At 62.3% G+C, this 19014-nt stretch carries 16 protein-coding genes and 1 tRNA gene; 3 read left to right on the plus strand and 14 right to left on the minus strand.

The annotated features are described in order from the left end of the window. Positions 1–49: 49 nt before the first annotated feature. The 5 genes from sucD to HDEN_RS15600 all read right to left on the minus strand — a co-directional run bounded on the left by sucD (position 50) and on the right by HDEN_RS15600 (position 5363). Positions 50–949: a succinate--CoA ligase subunit alpha gene (sucD, locus tag HDEN_RS15580; protein WP_013217105.1), complete on the minus strand. Its 900-nt coding sequence runs from the start codon at positions 947–949 to the stop codon at positions 50–52. Positions 950–967: 18 nt separating this feature from the next. Further along, positions 968–2131 carry a malate--CoA ligase subunit beta gene (locus tag HDEN_RS15585; protein WP_013217106.1) on the minus strand — a complete coding sequence of 388 codons (1164 nt, stop codon included), beginning with the start codon at positions 2129–2131 and terminating at the stop codon, positions 968–970. Positions 2132–2176: 45 nt separating this feature from the next. Further along, positions 2177–3139, minus strand: a complete 963-nt coding sequence (locus HDEN_RS15590; RefSeq protein WP_013217107.1) for an HpcH/HpaI aldolase/citrate lyase family protein — start codon at positions 3137–3139, stop codon at positions 2177–2179. 140 nt (positions 3140–3279) lie between these two features. Beyond that, positions 3280–4488 (minus strand): aminotransferase class V-fold PLP-dependent enzyme, encoded by a 1209-nt coding sequence (locus HDEN_RS15595; protein ID WP_013217108.1) that lies wholly within the window; start codon positions 4486–4488, stop codon positions 3280–3282. Positions 4489–4739: 251 nt separating this feature from the next. Then, positions 4740–5363 carry a response regulator transcription factor gene (locus HDEN_RS15600; protein WP_013217109.1) on the minus strand — a complete coding sequence of 208 codons (624 nt, stop codon included), beginning with the start codon at positions 5361–5363 and terminating at the stop codon, positions 4740–4742. Between the two features lie 395 nt (positions 5364–5758). Between HDEN_RS15600 and HDEN_RS15605 the strand changes: the two genes are divergently transcribed. Next, positions 5759–6286 (plus strand): hypothetical protein, encoded by a 528-nt coding sequence (locus HDEN_RS15605; protein ID WP_013217110.1) that lies wholly within the window; start codon positions 5759–5761, stop codon positions 6284–6286. Between the two features lie 34 nt (positions 6287–6320). Here the strand turns inward: HDEN_RS15605 and HDEN_RS15610 are convergent. Beyond that, a tRNA-Arg gene (locus tag HDEN_RS15610) sits at positions 6321–6397 on the minus strand. A gap of 366 nt (positions 6398–6763) precedes the next feature. Between HDEN_RS15610 and HDEN_RS15615 the strand changes: the two genes are divergently transcribed. Continuing rightward, positions 6764–7729 carry a thermonuclease family protein gene (locus HDEN_RS15615; protein ID WP_245256664.1) on the plus strand — a complete coding sequence of 322 codons (966 nt, stop codon included), beginning with the start codon at positions 6764–6766 and terminating at the stop codon, positions 7727–7729. Positions 7730–7755: 26 nt separating this feature from the next. Here HDEN_RS15615 and HDEN_RS15620 read toward each other — a convergent pair whose 3' ends face one another. From HDEN_RS15620 to HDEN_RS15640, 5 genes are all read right to left on the minus strand, one after another. Beyond that, positions 7756–8757, minus strand: coding sequence for a CarD family transcriptional regulator (locus HDEN_RS15620; RefSeq protein WP_013217112.1), 1002 nt, complete (start codon positions 8755–8757; stop codon positions 7756–7758). A gap of 455 nt (positions 8758–9212) precedes the next feature. Continuing rightward, entirely contained in the window at positions 9213–9551 is a 339-nt protein-coding gene (fdxA, locus tag HDEN_RS15625; RefSeq protein WP_013217113.1) for a ferredoxin FdxA, read from the minus strand. A 136-nt stretch (positions 9552–9687) separates the two neighbouring features. Continuing rightward, positions 9688–10059, minus strand: a complete 372-nt coding sequence (locus tag HDEN_RS15630) for an RNA-binding S4 domain-containing protein (protein ID WP_245256665.1) — start codon at positions 10057–10059, stop codon at positions 9688–9690. Between the two features lie 32 nt (positions 10060–10091). Beyond that, complete coding sequence (locus HDEN_RS15635) at positions 10092–13271, minus strand: helicase-related protein (RefSeq protein ID WP_013217115.1); 3180 nt, start codon at positions 13269–13271, stop codon at positions 10092–10094. 127 nt (positions 13272–13398) lie between these two features. Continuing rightward, on the minus strand, positions 13399–14268 hold the full coding sequence (locus HDEN_RS15640) for a DUF3108 domain-containing protein (RefSeq protein WP_013217116.1): 870 nt from the start codon (positions 14266–14268) through the stop codon (positions 13399–13401). A gap of 293 nt (positions 14269–14561) precedes the next feature. On the opposite strand from HDEN_RS15640, the gene rpmB reads away from it, so the two are divergent. Then, the gene (rpmB, locus tag HDEN_RS15645) at positions 14562–14855 is read left to right on the plus strand and encodes a 50S ribosomal protein L28 (protein ID WP_013217117.1); all 294 of its coding nucleotides are present in this window, start codon (positions 14562–14564) and stop codon (positions 14853–14855) included. 41 nt (positions 14856–14896) lie between these two features. On the opposite strand, the gene HDEN_RS15650 is transcribed toward rpmB, so the two are convergent. From HDEN_RS15650 to cobS, 3 genes are all read right to left on the minus strand, one after another. Beyond that, on the minus strand, positions 14897–15991 hold the full coding sequence (locus tag HDEN_RS15650) for an esterase-like activity of phytase family protein (protein ID WP_013217118.1): 1095 nt from the start codon (positions 15989–15991) through the stop codon (positions 14897–14899). Between the two features lie 3 nt (positions 15992–15994). Then, entirely contained in the window at positions 15995–17890 is a 1896-nt protein-coding gene (cobT, locus tag HDEN_RS15655) for a cobaltochelatase subunit CobT (RefSeq protein ID WP_013217119.1), read from the minus strand. Positions 17891–17992: 102 nt separating this feature from the next. Further along, the gene (cobS, locus tag HDEN_RS15660; protein ID WP_013217120.1) at positions 17993–18994 is read right to left on the minus strand and encodes a cobaltochelatase subunit CobS; all 1002 of its coding nucleotides are present in this window, start codon (positions 18992–18994) and stop codon (positions 17993–17995) included. Between the last annotated feature and the right edge of the window lie 20 nt (positions 18995–19014).

The following is a 19014-nucleotide window of genomic DNA, read 5'->3' on the forward strand; positions in this document are numbered from 1 at the left end:
TCAGTGTGCAAAGACCGGAGCGGAGCGGCCGCTCCGGTCTTCGCGGAGTTCAGGCAACTTTTTTCTGCTTGCCGAGAACCTGCGCGACGGTCGAGCCCATTTCCGACGGCGTCGGCGCGATAGCGACGCCGCAGCCCTTCAGGATCTCGACCTTCTCAGCAGCCGACTCGCCGAATGCCGAAACGATGGCGCCAGCGTGGCCCATGCGGCGGCCCTTCGGGGCCGACAGACCGGCGATGTAGGCGATGACAGGCTTCTTCATGTGCTCTTTGGCGAAGAGGCCGGCTTCGGCTTCCTGCGGACCACCGATTTCGCCGATCATCAGGATCGCGTCGGTCTCGGGATCGTTCTCGAAGTGCTCGAGGACGTCACGATGCGACGAGCCGTTGATCGGGTCGCCGCCGATACCAACCGACGTCGAGACGCCGATGCCAAGGGCCTTGAGCTGCGCGGCGGCTTCGTAGCCGAGCGTACCGGAGCGGCCGACGATGCCGACGCGGCCCGGAAGGTAGATGTGTCCCGGCATGATGCCGAGCATCGCCTTGCCTGGCGAGATCGTGCCGGCGCAGTTCGGGCCGGTCAGGATCATGCGCGCTTCTTTCTTGTAGCGGCGCATGTAGCGCTTCACGCGGATCATATCCTGAGCAGGAATGCCGTCCGTGATGCAGACGCAGTATTTGATCCCAGCGTCGGCCGCTTCCATGATCGCGTCAGCCGCGAACGGCGGCGGCACGAACACGATGGAGGCTTCAGCGCCCGTCTCGTCGACGGCGCCCTTGACGGTGTTGAACACCGGACGGCCGAGATGCGAGGTGCCGCCTTTACCGGGCGTCACGCCGCCAACGACGTTGGAGCCGTAGTCGATCATTTCCTGGGCGTGGAACGTGCCGATGCGACCGGTAAAGCCCTGGATCAGGATCGGCGTCTTTTCATTGATAAAGATTGCCATTGGTACGTTTCTCCGGGCTTAGGCTTTTTTGGCCGCTTCGACCGCCTGCTTGGCAGCATCGGCGAGAGTTTCCGCGCTGATGACCGTCAGGCCGCTGTTGTCGATGATCTTGCGGCCTTCTTCGACGTTGGTGCCTGCGAGGCGAACGACGATCGGCAGCTTGATATCGAGTTCCTTGACGGCGTCGACGACACCCTTGGCAACCCAGTCGCAACGGTTGATGCCGGCGAAGACGTTGACCAGGATGGCCTTGACGTTCTTGTCGCGCAGAACCGCCTTGAACGACTTGGTGACGCGCTCGGGAGAGGCGCCGCCGCCGATGTCGAGGAAGTTCGCAGGCTCGCCGCCCGCAAGCTTGATCATGTCGAGCGTCGCCATCGCGAGACCGGCACCGTTGACGATGCAGCCGATGTCGCCATCGAGACCGACGTACGAGAGACCACGATCCGACGCGTAGGTTTCGCGGGGATCTTCCTGGCTCTTGTCGCGCAGCTCGGCGATGTGCGGACGGCGGAACAGCGCGTTGTCGTCGAACGACATCTTGGCGTCGAGCGCAACGACCTGCTTTTCCTTGGTGATGACGAGCGGGTTGATTTCAACCATCATCGCATCGAGATCGCGGAAGGCGCGATAGCAGCCCATGATCGCGGGCACGAGCTTGTTGACGATCTCAGGATCGACGCCAAGTCCGAATGCCAGCTCACGTGCCTGGAACTGCTGCATGCCGACCGCCGGGTCGACGGCGACGCGGATGATCGTGTCGGGCTGCGACGCCGAGATTTCCTCGATGTCCATGCCGCCCGCGGCCGAGGCCACGACGACGATGCGCTCCGAAGCGCGGTCCATCACGAAACCGAGATAGATTTCGCGATCGATGTTCGTCGCTTCTTCGATGTAGAGGCGCGAGACCAGCTTGCCGGCCGATCCCGTTTGGTGCGTGACGAGCTTGCGGCCGAGCATGAACTCGGCTGCATCCTCGATTTCCTTTTCCGTCTTGCAGACCTTGACGCCGCCGGCTTTACCGCGCGCGCCGGAGTGAATCTGCGCCTTGACGACGACCGTGCCGCCAAGCTCGCTGGCGCGATAGGTGGCCTGTTCAGGGCTGTAGGCAAGTCCGCCGCGGGCGATCGGCACGCCGAACTTCGCAAGAAGCTCTTTGGCCTGGTATTCATGAATGTCCATGTTTTTGGACTCCTCGGGATTGGGCTTGTCGTTTCCGGCTTCTGATTATTTGCTCTTTGCGCGAGCTTCTTCGCCTGCCTTGATCGCCGCTGCCGTGACCAGCAGGTTCTTCGCCATCTTTTCAGATGCCGCGTCGATCATCTTGCCGTCGAGCGATGCTGCGCCCTTGCCCTGCGCTTCGGCTTCCTTGAGTGCGACCAGGATGCGCTCGGCGCGTTCGATTTCCTTCGCCGTCGGAGAGTAGATTTCGTTGGCGAGTTCGATCTGCGAGGGGTGGATCGCCCACTTGCCTTCCATGCCGAGAGCGGCACCACGGCGCGCAGCGGCCTTGTAGCCTTCCGGATCGTCGATGCCGCCGAACGGGCCGTCGATCGGACGGAGACCGAATGCGCGGCAGGCGACCGTCATGCGCGACAGCGGGAAGTGCCACTGGTCACCCGGATAGTCGGGGTTCAAGCCGCCGATGACGACGGTGCGGGCCTTGTTGAATGCGGAGTAGTCGGCAACGCCGAAGTGCATCGACTCAAGGCGGCTGTTGGCAGACGCGATGGCTTCGACGTTGGCCATGCCGAGCGGCGTTTCGATGAGGGCTTCCATGCCGATCTGGTGCGGGAGACCCTTCGCGACTTCGATCTGGCTGACGAAGCTTTCGATGGCGTAGACGTCGGCCGGAACGCCGACCTTCGGAATGAGGATCGTATCGAGCTTGGCACCAGCCTGCTCGACGATGTCGACGACGTCGCGGTAGCAATAATGCGTGTCGAGGCCGTTGATGCGGACCGAGACGCTCTTGCCCGCGCCCTTCCAGTCGAGATCGTTCAGAGCCTGGATGATGTTCTTGCGAGCCTGCTCTTTCTCGGGCGGCGCGACGGCGTCTTCGCAATCAAGGAAAACGTAGTCGGCGGCGCTCTTGAGGGCGCGGTCGATCATCGTCGGGTTGGAGCCCGGCACGGCGAGATAAGAACGCTGCAGACGCTGCTTACGGTTCGGGTAGAGGGTATAGCTCATTTGGGGGTCGCCTTCCTAGCGGAGTGAACGATCGTTGTTGTCATTGCGAAAAAATCAGAATGCGGAGCGTCGTTCAACCCGCGAGTGCGATACGACGCCAGAATGCCCAGCCGCTTTAAGCAGCTGGGCATTGTCTCGAGTTAGGCCTTCAGCGGCTCTTTGCTCGTGGCCGACTTGACCGGATTGCTGGTGAAGTATTCGGCGGCGGCAGCGGTGCCCGAGCCGAGCTTGACCGGGATGCCGTTGTCCTTGAGCGCCATCTCGACGGCGAACAGAACGCCACCGACCATGTACTCGTCGAGCGAACCGAGGTGACCGATGCGGAACACCTTGCCGGCGACCTTGTTGAGGCCGAGGCCGAGCGACGTGTTGTAGCGATAGTAGGCCGTCTTCGTGACGGCGTTGCTGTCAACGCCTTCGGGAACGAGGATCGCCGACACGGTGTCGGAGTACCACTTCGGCTCTTTCGCGCAGAGCTTCAGACCCCAGGCTGCGACGCCAGCGCGAACGCCGGAGGCGAGGCGATGGTGACGAGCAACGACGTTGTCGATGCCTTCGGCGAGCAGAAGATCGATCGAGGCGCGCAGGCCGCGGATCAGCGTCGTTGCGGGCGTATAGGGGAAGAATCCGAGATCGTTCGTCTTGATCATGTCTTCGAACGAGAAGAAGCAGCGGTTCATACGGCCGTTCTTGCTCTTGTTGACGTCAAGCGCCTTCTGGCTGACGGCAAGAATGCCGAGGCCGGTCGGAAGCATGAAGCCCTTCTGCGAGCCGGAGACGCAGCAGTCGACGCCCCATTCGCCCATGCGCATTTCGAGCGAGCCGACGGAAGAAACGCCGTCGACCATCAGGAGCGCGGGATGCTTCGCGGCGTCGAGCGCCTTGCGGACGCCGGCTACGTCGCTGGCGACGCCGGTCGCCGTTTCGTTCTGCGTGACGAACACGGCTTTGATTTCGTGGTTCTTGTCCTTGGCGAGAATGTCAGCGTACTTCTCGACCGGAACGCCGGTGCCCCACTCTTCGTCGCAAACCTCAGGCTTCAGGCCAAGACGCTCGGCCATATCGACCCAGAGCAGCGAGAACTGGCCGAAGCGGCTCATCAGAACCTTGTCGCCGACGGCGAGCGTGTTCTGGATCGCAGATTCCCATGCGCCCGTTCCCGACGACGGGAAAAGGAATACGCGGCCATCCTTCATTTTGAAAACCTTCTTGAGGTCTTCGAAGATCGGCAGCGTCAGCTTGGGAAATTCCGGCGAGCGCATGTCTTCCATCGGAAGGTTCATCGCGATGCGCACAGCGTCGGGGACGTTGGTCGGGCCGGGAATAAAGAGGTGGGGCGTGACGGTCATGAGCGTTTCTCCGCGCTGCGTTGAGCCAAGCCGAACGGTCCCCTAAGACTATGGAGACCCAATATCCGGCGCGCTTTTGCTGATCCTTCCGCCCGATCGCAGATGCGGGCGTAGGTTCGTAAGTAGCAGGGGGACAGTGACGGTGCGAACGAAAAACTAACAACACCCCGTTGGGCAGCATGGGCTACCCACCACTGCGGCTTTGTGTGCGCCGACCGCCGCCGCCGTCATGATCGGCCCAGCGTGCTCGCTCAGTGGTGATCGTTACGGTTAACCGACACGTGCAGTGCAACAGCCATCGCGCGGTTGGACACGCCGAGCTTGTCGTACAAATTTTTTAGATGGTATTTCACGGTGTTGCGAGAGATGCCCGTGCGCGCCGCAATCTGCAGATTCGTCCAGCCATTCGCGAGCGCTGCCAGCAGTTCGCGTTCGCGCGCCGTCAGACCTTCGAGCGGATCGTGATTGAGCAAATCGATGTCGACATAGGGTAGCGACAAGCGGCCGCGCGCAACGGAGACGACGGCTTCAAGCAATACCTGCGGCTCTTCAGTTTTCGACACGAAGCCCCAGGCACCGCCCTTGATCGCCTGCCGCAAGACTTCACTGCTGCGCTCGCCCGTGTAGATGACCACGCGCGTGCGCCACTTTTCCTGCTTCAGGCGCGTCAGCACGTTGCCACCCGTCATGTCGGGCAACGTCCAGCCGACGATGGCGATTTCGACCGGCTTGGTCTTCAGCGCCTCGATCAGGGCTTCGCCTGTCGCATGGACGCCGCAAACGCTGAAGCGGCCATCGCGTTGCACCAGCGCTTCCAGCCCCGATCGAACGACCGGGTTCTGATCTGCAATCGTGACCTCGATCTTGCCGGCCATCAGCGCCGAATCCCCCGAGGGCCGGTCATGCATACGCGGCCGTTGACGTCGTCGCCCGCACCATCGGGTCCGGCAGCTCCCGTCAACGAACCTAAAACTCTGATGCTCCTAGCCAGTTTTCGAATCCAAGTTATTTTTCAGCGGGTTAATCGTTCGATTGGGACGCATCCCGACCGCCCGATCAGATAACGGCTGTTTTCCGCTAAAAGCAAGGTCGCCAATCGCAGCGCACAATGACGGTTGCCGCAACAATCTCAGGTTGATCATCCATCGCTTTCAGTGCCGATGAAATTCTTTACCTCGCGTCTTACATTTCGGTGACAACCCTCACTCGCTGCCAGCCGAAAGCGTAGTGTCGGATCAGCCTATTGTGTCAGCGACGGAGAACGCTCGTCATGTCGATGTCCGCGAAACAAGAACGCGCCCTCTTGAATTCCGATGAGATTGCGGTGCTTCGCGCAACACATCACCCGGAAATCTATGAGCTTGGCCGGAGGGAATTGACGGACCTGCAGACCCGCTTGCGGGATCTGCGCGATAAGGCGCGGACTTTGACCCGTCAGAAACAACGTGAAACCCGCGGTAAATCCGAACCTCGCGGCAAAAGCTTTCCCGGCGTCGTCGAGCAACCGCAACGACGCAAGCAACTTTTCGCAGCCGCATTGAAGCGCGTGAAGAAAGAACTCTCCCGGTTGAACAAGCTCGAAGCCAGGGTCGAGCACGTCGAAGCGGCGCATAAAGCGCTGGCGCAACGCCGGGCATCGAACTTCAGACCGGCCGTCCCAGCAAGCCGAACCTCCGGGACAGGCATGCAACCGCAAGAGAGCATCCGGCGTCGCCGCGTTCTGCCTCGTGGAAAAGTCGGGAGCGTTCTGAAGCAAAACAAGATCGCCCAAGCGGCGCGGGACGCCCGGCCGCAATGATGCGTGAACGGCATAATCGCGAAACCATGCAAAGTGGCGACCCCGGCAGGATTTGAACCTGCGACCTACGGTTTAGGAAACCGTTGCTCTATCCAGCTGAGCTACGGGGCCAGGTCGGTTCGCGGCGACCGACGCTGCGATTTCGGCGAGCGCGCAAGCTATGCTGCGGGCGTTGCGGCCGGTCAAGGGACTGTGCATCGAGGTTCCAGGCCTTTCTCAAACGACGCTTCCACCGACCGAGATAAAACTTATTCAACTTATGATTGAAACATCGTTCAACCTACAGTATGTCAGCTTGTGACCGCGAGTGCGCGGGAGGCTGCGAGCTCAGCGGGGTTCCGCGAGGGCCGCTCGCGGTCGCGCCCCTTTCCCCCGAGGCGTACGCCCGTCATGCAACCGCTGCGGAGAGATCGTGGCGAGAGGCTTGGCGGGCGTCGGCGTCTGTGATTTTCTTCCGGCATGGGATGGGGTTCAGGCGTGGGTAACATTGCAGGGCTTGCGGGCCTCGTCGCTCTCGCGAGCGCTGCCCTGCCTGCAATCGCGGACGACAAGCTCCCAGCGCCCTGCGTTCTCGAACCTGGTCCGGTTCGCACCGTCGCGCGCGTGCTCGATGGCGAGACACTCGTTCTCGATGACGGGAGCGGCGTGCGTTTGATCGGAGCGCTGGCTCCGCGAGCGCGCGATGCCGGGGCTCAAGCCGGCGCGTGGCCGCCTGAAACGCAAGCGATGCAGACGCTTTCAAACCTGGTGCTCGGCAAACGGATCAAGCTTGCCTTCGGAGGCCGGCAAAAGGACCGCTATGGCCGTTTCCTGGCGCAGGTTTTTCTCGAAGCGAACGGTCGCAGCGAATGGGTGCAAGGCACGATGCTCGCCGCCGGGCAGGCGCGCGCCTATGGCGTGCCGGAAAGTTTCGCGTGCGTACGCGAGCTTCTGGCGCACGAAGCGGAGGCGCGCCGCAAACGGCTTGGTCTGTGGAGTAACGGCGTCTATCGGCCGATGCCGGCAGAGCAGCCAGGATCGCTTCTCAAGCAGCGCGGAAAATTCGAACGGGTAATTGGGACTGTCGCGTCGATCGGCAAGACCAAGTCAACGACGTATCTCAACTTCGGAACGGACTGGAAATCCGATTTCACGGTGCGCATCGGCAAAGCTGTGCTGGCAGCCAATCCTGAGTTTGCGCGCACGCTCGACACGCTCAAATCGAAAACCGTCGTCGTGCGCGGATGGATCGAGCGGCGCAACGGCCCATTGATCGACGTCGCCGACGTTTCACAAATCGAGATCATCGACGGCAAGGAGGATGTTCCGGCCCCCGCTGGCGTGAGCGCGGTGACGGTGCCGAACGACGCGCAGCCTGCGAGCGTTCCCGTCGATCCCGATGGCGCACAAAAGTTGCGCCCGGATCCGACGGAAGGTGCGGACCCGGGCGCTGTAAATCTATAGCCGAAATTGACGGCGTGTACGGAGCGTCAGGCGGCTTCGCCGACCGACTCGCTATCGGCCAAGCGACGGCCTTTCGCGCTCTTCGACAAGATCTCCGTGATGCGCTGGACCGCGCCGCGCTCGTCGAGCTTTTCGACGGCGGCAAGCTCACGCGCCATGCGATCGAGGGCGTCCTCGTACAGCTGGCGTTCGGAGTACGACTGCTCCGGTTGCGCTTCCGAGCGATAGAGGTCGCGCACCACTTCGGCGATCGAGATCAGATCACCGGAGTTGATCTTCGCAACGTACTCCTGTGCGCGGCGGCTCCACATCGTGCGCTTGATGCGCGCACGACCCTTGAGTGTTTCCATCGCCTTCTTGACGAGCCCTTCATCGGCGAGCTTGCGCATGCCGACGCTTGCGAGCTTGCCCGTCGGGACGCGCAGCGTCAGCTTTTCCTTGTCGAACGTGATGACAAAGAGCTCGAGCGACATGCCGGCGATTTCCTGCTCCTCGATGCCGACGATGCGGCCGACGCCGTGAGCAGGATAGACGACGAATTCGTTGGCCTTGAAGCCGTGACGCTGGTTGACCGGCTTTTTCTGGACCGCAAGAAGCTGGCGGGCAGCAGCCGTCTTTTCTGCGATCGCCTTGGGGGTCGCCGAATGCGCGGCAGGCGCAGTCGCAGGAGCGACCGACGTGGTCAGCTTCTGGCCAGCCGGCTTGTGCGTGCCGGCGGGAACCGTCATGGCGCGCTGCGGCGCAGCTGCCGCGGCCTTGGCTGCGAACTGAGAGGGTGAAACGGGTTTACGCGTCAAAACCGGATCCACTTTCGCGGCCGGCTGCGGTTTCTTGACGGTCTTCGCCGATGCGACGGGTTGCGCGCTTTTCTGCTTGCTGAGTGAAGGCTTAGTCTCGGCTTCCGTCTTGGCCTTACCGGGCTTCGCGGATTTCTGCGCGTTCGCAGCCGCTTTCAACGGGACAGCCTTGTGGACCGCGGATTTCGCTGCGGACTTGGGGCTGACCGGAGCTTTCTTCTTCTGCGCCATATTTTTTCTCACTCTCGCGTACTGAGCATGGCCGGGGGACCGGCTCGTCGGGCCGCCTTGGGAGGCGGGCATCAGTGCCGTTGGCGGTTGCCGACGACACGCGCGCATCGAGCCAAACCTTGTCCCCGAAGGAAAAGGTCGTCCCCTGCGCGCTCATTGTGGCCTAGCTTTGCAAACTCCATCCGACTCTGAACTGGCTGTGTGACGCCCCATTACGTTTCATTGAAAGCCGGCCCTCAGAGTTGGGCGGCCTTCTTTTGTTCACAGCCGTTTCGGATTTGTGCTGTCTTAATGCCATCGAGAAAGACTCTAGCATAATCTTGCTCGCAAATGAAGGCCGACCTCATGAGACAATCTGGTCGAGCTTAAATATCGCGCCGAAAAGGCACGAAAATCGTTTTTTAAACGGACGTATTTATCTCAACTTAAATATAAAAATCCCGGAAATTAGAGAATCAATCTCCAGAACCCGCGTTTGGAGAGAAATATTTTTCGAACTTGCCCGGTTCATCCTTGATGTCGTCGGCGTCCGGAAGGGCGGCCTTTTTGGCCGTGATGTTCGGCCAATTGTCCGCGTACTGCCGGTTTAATTCGAGCCAGCGCTCCATTCCGGGTTCGGTGTCGGGCTTGATCGCGTCCGCCGGACACTCAGGCTCGCAGACGCCGCAATCGATGCACTCGTCGGGATGGATGACGAGCATGTTCTCGCCTTCGTAAAAACAATCGACCGGACAGACCTCGACGCAATCCGTGTATTTGCACTTAATGCACTTCTCGTTGACGACGTAGGTCATACGTTTTCCTGGCGGATCTTTGCTGCGCACGATTCTGAACGATAAGGCCGGGCCACGCATCAACGGTTCGCGCGGTCATCGGCGGCGCCTTCTTTAGCATAGGCAAACCCGTTGCCTAGGTGGAGAGGAGTCACAGTTACGAACGACCTTTGAGCTTGTCGATCTGGCGGCGATCGCGCTTCGTCGGGCGGCCCGAGCCTTCGGGACGAACGGCGGATTGCTTCGGCTGCATCGCTATCTCGGCCGCCTCTGGCCGAACCTTCGGCGGCGTGTGATCGAGAAACAGCGACTGGGCTTCGGTGGCAGGCCCGCGCCGATGGCCGATCCCGACGATCTCGAGGCTTCGCACGGCTGGGCCAACGACGAGTGTGATCACGTCGCCCGGCTTCACCAACGTGCTCGGCTTATCGATTTTTTCGCGGTTCAACCTGACCTTGCCGCGGGAGATCAGGTCTTGGGCGAGGGTGCGTGACTTCGTGATGCGCGCGAACCAGAGCCACTGATCCACGCGCTGGCTTGAGTTCACGCCCGCCGGGCCCATCAGGTCGAACCGGAACCTTCGCTGCGCTTCTCCATTTGCGCCTTGAGCGCGGCGAGGGCCGCGAAGGGCGAGGACGAGTCGGCGGAGCCGGACTTCGGCGGCGCTGCGGTGATGACCTGCGGCGCGCGGCGGGGCTCATCGCGGCGGCGTCCTTCGCCATGACGATGATCGCCTTGCCTATGATCACCTTTGCGCTGGTCGCCGTGGCGATGATCGCCCTGCCGGTTGGGGCGCTTCTCGTGATCGCGCCGAGGCTTGCCGCCGTCGTGACGCTCGAAGCGCGGGCGCGCGGACTGCTGGTCCGACGGCGCGCTGGTATCGCTGGCGGGCGCTGCCGCTGCGGCTGGCGCAGCGTTTGCGTCAGATGCCGGAGCGGAGGCAGGACCACGATCGTGACGTGGCTTGCCGCGCCGGTGGTGCGTGTCGCGGTGATCGCGATGCCCGCCTTCGCGGCGATGATGGCGTCGCGGCCGCCAGATCTCTTCGAATTTTTCCGTTTCGGCTTCGGCTTGCGTTGCGGCAGGCGTTTCGGCGTTTTCGGCCGCCACGGGCGCTGAAGCTTCAGCCTCGGAGGTTTCGGCAGGCAGAGCTGTCGCAACAGCGGCTGTTCCGGCTTCCTCCGCGGGCTGCTGCGTCTCGGCTTCAGACGACGCTTCCGCATTTGCGTCCGGAGCAGGTGCAGCTGATGCCGATGCATCGGCAGCAACGTCGGCCGGTGCCGCTGCCGGTGCGGGCGCGATCGGGCGCCGCTCAAGCCGGAAGCCGAGCGACTTCAGGACTTCGCCCAGTTCTCCGGACGAGCAGCCGAGGATCGACATCATGTCGTCGGTCGCCTTGAAGCCGCCGTCGCCGGTCGAGCCTTTGGGCGGCGCGTCAGCCCGTTCCGGCGACGAGCGCCAGGCGAGCAGCGGACGGATCAAATCCGCGAGACGCTCGAGAATGTCGAGACGGACGGCGCGCGGTCCGCACACGTGGAATCCGTGCGCGCGATAGAGCGCTTCTGGTACGCTCGGGTCGGTGACGACCGACGTCAAACCCGGACGCGGCAACTGCGGCGTGCCGTTCACGGTCGCACTGTTCTTCAAAAGCCAGAGCGTCGCCGCGAGATCGGCGGCGGCCGGTTTCAGCAGGAGCGGGAAGAAAATGTTGAACGCGCCAAAGCGCAGTCCGTACTTGCGCAGTTCGGCGCGCGCGGCCTGATCGAGCGAGTTGACATCGTCCGCAACGGTCTCGCGCTTCAATGCCCCGAGATTTTCCTTCAACTGAAACGCGATGCCGCGCGCGAGGCCTTGCAGCTCGCCGCTCGTCGACATGTCGACGAGCGGCTTCAGCTTGTCGGCGATCGTATCGTCGAGCCAGGTTTTGAGACGCGCCTGGACCTTTTCGCGATCCGACTCGCTCATGTGTTCGTCGGCGATCAGCGACAAGCCGGGCTGCAGCGGATCCTCGGACCGTTCGAGCTTGGCGATTTCGTCGTCGCGCCAGACAACGACGCCGGTGCGCGTCAGCTTGAACGCATCGCTCTGTGCCGCCGATACGCGCCGTGCGCGCATGCCAAGCTCACGGGTCACGACCTGCATCGCGGCCTGCCGCGTTGCGCGCTCGTGGATGCCGTCACCGGCCGAATCCAGCGTGAAGCAAAAGCCCTTCAAGCGGCCGACGAAGTGGCTTTCCACCGTGATCGCGCCGTCCTCGGCGATATCCGCCGTCAATTCTTCCTTGTCTCGCATGCCCTTCATCAGTGCGCTGGTCCGGCGGTCAACGAAACGCTGCGTCAAGCATTCGTGAAGTGCGTCGGAAAGACTATCCTCTACCGCCCGTGTTCGTTCCTGCCATTGAACGGGGTCGCTCAGCCAAGCCGGGCGGTTGGCGACGAACGTCCACGTGCGAATATGTGCGATGCGCGTCGCGAGCGTATCGATGTCGCCGTCGGTGCGATCGGCCAATGCCACCTGCTTTGCGAACCAGTCCTCCGGAATTTTGTGCGTGCCGGAGGTCAAGTGCCGGTAGAGGTTGGAAATCAGTTCGGCATGGCTTTGGCCGGAAATCTTGCGGTAGTCCGGAACCTGACAGACGTCCCAGAGCAGAGCGACGTTGTCGCGCGTCGAGGCGATATCGGCGATTTCGCGATCGGCGCTCAACGCTTCGAGCGCGGCGACGTCGTCGGCCGTGCGGGCGCGCGCCAGGCGCTGCTCACGCGGGAGCTGACGCAAGGACTCATGCAAGGCTGAAAGCGAGCTGAAATCGAGGTTGCGATTGCGCCACTGCAGCGTGCGCACGCTATCGAAGCTGTGCGTTTCGAGGCGTTCGACGGCGTCGGCATCGAGCGGCTCGGCGCCCCCCGTCACGCCGAACGTTCCGTCGTTCATATGGCGACCGGCGCGGCCGGCAATCTGGCCGATCTCACCCGGTGTCAGATTGCGATGGTTCTGGCCGTCGAATTTTCTCAAGGCCGAGAATGCGACGTGATCGATATCGAGGTTCAAACCCATGCCGATGGCGTCGGTCGCGACGATGAATTCCACGTCGCCGGACTGATAGAGCGCGACCTGCGCATTGCGCGTGCGCGGCGACAGCGCTCCGAGCACCACGGCGGCACCGCCACGCTGACGGCGGATCAGTTCGGCAAGCGCATAAACTTCCTGAGCCGAGAACGCGATGATCGCCGAACGAGCAGGAAGGCGCGTGATTTTTTTCTCGCCCGTGTACGTCAGCTTCGACAAGCGCGGACGGGAGATGAAATTCGCACCGGGGATCAGATCGGAAATCGCCTCGCGCATCGTCTGCGCGCCGAGCAGCAGCGTTTCCGAGCGTCCGCGTGCGTGCAACAGGCGATCCGTGAAGACGTGGCCGCGTTCGGGATCGCCCGCAAGCTGGATTTCGTCGATCGCAAGGAAGTCGACGTCGATATCGCGCGGCATCGCTTCGACGGTCGAGACCCAGTAGCGGGCGCGCTCGGGTTTGATTTTTTCCTCGCCCGTGATGAGGGCGACGTTCTCGACGCCGGCGCGCGCTTTGATCTTGTCGTAGACCTCGCGCGCGAGCAGACGCAGCGGCAGGCCGATCATGCCGCTGTTGTGGCCAAGCATGCGCTCGATCGCGAGATGCGTCTTGCCGGTATTGGTCGGTCCGAGCACCGCAGTGACGTTGCGAATGCGGGCCTCGAGATCACTTATCATGTCGTGCCTGACTCCGATCAGACCCTGGCATTACAGAGCAGGGCCGTGAGATCAAGGGGATATTGCGTGCTCTCTCCGGAGCCCCGATCTTCCACACTCGTTAATCGAACCGGCCCTGCCGGGGAGTTCACTGCCTGAGTGCAATCTGTGCGTTATCGGCCGCTATGATGTTGATCTGGTCCGCCGTCATGACTGCAGGTCCGACGGATGAGGGAACCGAGATCCGATAGGGTACGTAGATTCCCGCGCTCGGGATGGCGCGCAATGCGATCTCGATATGATCGTAGTCGATCCAGGGTTTCTCGAAATCCTTCGGCTTATGCCCGGCGATCGGCACGTATTTGACGCGGCAGATCAGAAGTTCCTTGGGCTGGCCGCTCGGGCGCTGTTCTTTGATGGCCTCGCGGCCCTTGAGCGACAGGCGCAGGTCGAACCGGGCCTTGCCGTCGAAAATTGGAATGGTTCGATTGCAGGCGTCCGAGCCGGTCGCGTTCGAAATCGCGAGCGTTGCAGAAATCGGGTCGAACACGTGCTTCAGGTTGTCGGGCGTGACCTTGATCGTTTCCGGATTGGGCGGTTTGTTCGGCACCAGCGCGATCGTCTTGACGCCTGCCGGGTCGAACCCGAGCGTGACGGACGTCAGCTTTTTCTTTGTCTTGTAGCTCATCTGATAGGCGACGGGGCGCGGGCCGCTTTTGTCGACCGAGCCGCTTCCGGTGAACGTACCGGTCCACTTGAAGGCACCGAACAGGGCTGAGATTTCCGTCTTGCCGGTGGCCGAATAGGTTTCGCCGCTATATTTCGATGTGAAGTTGTAGGCGCCAACCTCGAAGCCGTTGAAGGTCAGCTTGTAGCGGGCGTTCACCTGGTTCGGCCAAGCTTGATCCCGGGCCTGATCGCCGGCCGCCGCGGGTCCGGCGACGAGGGCCGCGATGGTTGCGGCAAGCGCGCCCGAACGGGCCAAGCGCCGACGCCCAACGACATTAGAGTAGTTCATAGGCTCTTCCCTGCGCGCCCCGAAAGTAAGGCCCCGCGTTAGGCCGCCTTTGCGTCGATTCTTGGACTTTCGGCCGCAGGCCGGATATCCAGCGGGACCGGACCTGCCTGATCCCGCAGTCGTGGCGGACGATCCGATGGCGATCAATTCCGCCAGCCTGCTTGACGGCTATCCCGCCCCTCAATTATACAGCGCCCCATAGACCCCGTGAGCCCTGCTGACGGGGCGCATTTTTTCTGCAACAGCAGACATTCGATAGACCGCCCCATCCGGGTGCGGCGTAGGAGACCGTCATGACCAGGCGCTGCGAGCTGACCGGCACTTTGCCGCTGTCAGGCCAACTCAGGAGCCACGCCGAGAACAAGACCAAGCGCAAGTTCCGGCCGAACCTGCACAACGTCACGCTGCTGAGCGACGCTCTGGGCCGCAAGGTCCGTCTGCGCATCTCGGCGCGGGCGCTGAAGTCGGTCGAGCACCGCGGCGGCCTCGATGCCTTCCTGCTCAAGGCAAAGAACGACGAGCTTTCGGCGGCGTGCCTGAAGCTGAAGCGTGAGCTTCAGAAGGCGCAGGCGGAGAAGGCGGCCTAAGGCCAAGCCTCTGACGAATGAGAATTTTGCCCGGCCCGGGTTCAGTCCTGCGGCCGGGCTTTTGCTTGTCCGCGATCATTGACGGTGAACTGCAGCAGGAGCGTTCGCTGCAGAATGTGATTGAAGTTGTCGTCGGACAGCATCGTGACCAGCACTTCGCCGGTCTCGAGCCGCGTCACCGACAAACCCTCCATGTTGTCAATTTCCGAGGTGAGATCGGCTTCGATGAGCGTTTCGCCTTCGATGGCACGGCCGGGCCTCAGCTCATCGGGCGAAACGCGTCGCAGCCGCATCTTCACGCCTTCCGTCCAGCGAAAGCGGCGTTCGAGAACGAACAGCGTTCCGTCATCGAGGCTCGAAATATCGGTGATGTCGAAGTCGCCGATGTTCTTCAGATGCAGCGTCGCCGGGCCTTGCGGCGCCCACAGCCAACCCGTGTGATTGCGGTCGCGATCGTAAAGCCGTTCCGAAAAGGCGATCACCGAGCCCTTGAACGGGCCGCCGCGCATCACCGTCATGGCTTCGAGACCCGCGTTCGGCCGCATGCGCCGGGCCTCGGCAGGGAGAGGCACCGTGCTCCGGCCTGCCACCAGGCCTTGCGACGACCAATCGTAGCGGTCGATGCGATGCTTGCGCTCGAACGCGATGAGCACAGAGCCTTGCGCAAGCGTTCCCGATTCAAGAGCAATCGCTTCCGAGTCACGTTCGCGGCCGATGGGCCTGCCGTCACGGTTGAGCAAAGGCCCGAGGCGCGCGTCCGCAATGCCCGCCGGATGCGTTCCGTCGTAGACGATCTTGCCTGTCATCCAGACGCCGGAATCGGAAATCGCGAGCAAGGTTTTTGCATCGTTGCCGACGACGAGGCCGGACCAGCCGCCGAAGTTCGGCGACGGCGAGGTCAAGACCAATCCACCGCGAAACGTCAGCTTGCCGACTGTGGGGTTCGGCGTTGAGGCTGACGCCGCACCAGCCATCTCCGCACGCGCGAAATCGCGAATGAGGACTGCATCGATCGTAATCGGGCTAGCTTTCAAAGCCGCGATATCGGGCTTGGCGTCGGCTAATACGATCTGCGGGTAAAAACCGAAGGCCGCGGCGAAAACAGCGGCGCGCATGCTGTTAGCGAGCGTGCCCATGGTTCAGTGCAGCGACGGACGCCGCCGCACGGGACGCGCAGCTTTTTCGATTTTGGAATCTTCTTCGAACAGCTCGACGAGTTTTTCGGTCATGGCGCCCGCAAGCTCCGACGCATCGGTGATGGTCACCGCACGGCGATAGTAGCGCGTGACGTCGTGACCGATGCCGATCGCGATCAACTCAACGGACGATCGGTTCTCGATCTCGTTGATGACCTGGCGCAAGTGCTGTTCGAGATAGCTGCCGTTGTTGACCGACAGTGTCGAGTCATCGACCGGCGCGCCGTCTGAAATCATCATCAGGATGCGGCGCTGCTCGGGACGTCCGACGAGACGCGAATGCGCCCACGCCAGCGCTTCGCCGTCGATGTTTTCCTTGAGCAGACCTTCGCGCATCATCAGCGCCAAAGAATTCTTCGAGCGCCGCCACGGCGCGTCCGCCGTCTTGTAGATGATGTGGCGCAGATCGTTCAGCCGTCCCGGGGCAGGTGGCTTTCCGGCGGCCAGCCATTCCTCGCGCGCTTGCCCGCCCTTCCACGCCTTGGTCGTAAATCCCAGGATTTCGACTTTGACGCCGCAGCGTTCAAGGGTGCGCGCGAGAATATCGGCACAGCATGCCGCGACCATGATCGGACGGCCGCGCATCGAGCCCGAATTGTCGAGCAGCAGCGTCACCACGGTGTCGCGGAATTCGGTGTCGCGCTCGCGCTTGTAAGACAGCGCGCCGGTTGGATCGGTGATGACGCGCGTCAGGCGTGCGGCGTCAAGCATGCCTTCTTCGAGATCGAAATCCCAGCCACGGTTCTGTTGCGCGAGAAGCTTGCGCTGCAGTTTGTTGGCGAGTTTCGCGACGGCAGCCGAAAGCGTTTTCAGCTCTTTGTCGAGGAATGCGCGCAGGCGCTCCAATTCTTCGGGCGTCGAAAGCTCGGCTGCGCCGACCTCTTCGTCGTGAGCGCGGGTGTAAACCTTGTAGCCGAATGCTTCCGGGTTCTCGAGGACGGTCATGTTCGGACGCCAAGGCGCTGGCGCCTCGTTGTCGTCGACCGTTTCCTCGTCCATCTCCTGCTGTTCGGTATCGCCCGAGTCGACCATCTCCTCGGTTTCCGAGAGATCGCCTTCGGACGACTGGTCCTCGCTCTCCTTGTCTTCGCCGTCGGAACCTTCCTCGTTGGCGTCTTCCGACTCGTCCGTTGCGCCGTCCTTGGCGCCGTCGTCGCCTTCGTTTTCCTCTTCGCCCTGCTGCGGCTCCTCGGTCAGATCGACGAGATCGAGAACCTTGAGCAGGTCGCGAATCTGGCGGCCGAACTGCTCCTGATTTTCCGATAGACCTTCGAGGCGATCGAGCAGCGTGCTGCCGCGCGCTTCGATCAGCGGTCGCCAGATGTCGACGAGGCCCTTCGTCGACGCGGGCGGCGGAAGGCCGGTCAGGCGTTCTCGAATGAGCAAGGCGAGCGCATCTTCGAGCGGCGCTTCGGCACGATCGAACACCGCCCGGAAGCGACCGTGACTGTACTGATCTTCGAGACGAGCGGTGAGGTTCGCCGCCATGCCGGGCATGCGCATTGCGCCGAGCCCTTCGACACGAGCGCGTTCGGAAGCTTCGAACACGGCGCGCGCCGGTCCGGGCGGAGGCGCGATGCGCCGATGAATCTTGGCGTCGTGGCAACCGATCTGCAGCGCGAGGCTATCCGCCCAACCGCGCGCCAGTGCGATGTCCTTAGCGGTCGGCGCGCGCGGCGGCTCGGGGATGTAAACGGACTTTCCGGACACGTCGCCTTTGCCCGGTCCGAAATCGACCTCGACGGCGCCGTCTCCAGCGATCGCACGCACAGCCGGGCCAAGCACGCGTTTCAGCGGCTCTGAGGGAGCTTCGCGGCGCTTGTTTGGAGGTAGGCTCACGGCGGCTATCCGGTTTTGGTGTCTCCCACCCCCCGACCCCTCCCCGCCGGGGAGAGGAACGTAAGGGCGCGCCGGCGCTAAGCCGGCCTTCGATCAGCCTTCTCAGCTCAACGCGACGTTGGCGGTGCTCTCTGAAAGCTCCTCGCCGAAGCAGCGCTGATAGAATTCCGCGACCAGCGGCTTTTCGAGATCATCGCACTTGTTCAGGAACGTTACGCGGAACGCAAAGCCGATGTCGCCGAAGATCTCGGCGTTTTCCGCCCAGGTCATCACGGTGCGCGGGCTCATTACGGTCGAGAGATCGCCGTTGATGAAGGCCGAGCGCGTCAGATCGGCGACGCGGACCATGTGCGAGACCTGCTTGCGCTTGGCGTCCGTCTTGTCGAAGGCCTTGACCTTGGACAGCACGATTTTCGCTTCATCGTCGTGCGGCAGATAGTTGAGCGTCGCGACGATCGACCAGCGGTCCATCTGGCCCTGGTTGATCTGCTGCGTGCCGTGATAGAGGCCGGACGTGTCGCCGAGGCCGATCGTGTTCGTCGTCGCGAACAGACGAAATGCCGGGTGCGGACGAATGACCTTCGACTGGTCGAGCAGCGTCAGCTTGCCCGAGATTTCGAGCACGCGCTGAATGACGAACATGACGTCGGGACGGCCGGCGTCGTATTCATCGAACACGAGCGCGGTGTTGGTCTGCAGCGCCCAGGGAAGAATGCCTTCCTTGAACTCCGTCACCTGCTTGCCGTCGCGCAGCACGATCGCATCCTTGCCGACGAGATCGATACGCGAGACGTGGCTGTCGAGGTTGACGCGCACGCACGGCCAATTGAGGCGCGCCGCAACCTGTTCGATGTGCGTCGACTTGCCGGTGCCGTGATAGCCCTGGATCATCACGCGGCGATTGTGCTTGAAGCCCGCGAGGATCGCGAGCGTCACGTCGCGATTGAAAAGATAATCCGGATCGAGATCGGGAACGTGCTCGTCCGCCTTCGAGTAGGCCGGAACTTCAAGATCGCTGTCTATGCCGAACACTTGGCGCACGGACAGTTTCATATCCGGCAAGTTCGCAGGTTGCGCGCCCGGAGCGCTCGTCGTCGTGCGCATCAAAATCCAATTCCCGATGA

The organism is Hyphomicrobium denitrificans ATCC 51888 (assembly GCF_000143145.1).
Classification (GTDB): Bacteria; Pseudomonadota; Alphaproteobacteria; order Rhizobiales; family Hyphomicrobiaceae; genus Hyphomicrobium_B; species Hyphomicrobium_B denitrificans.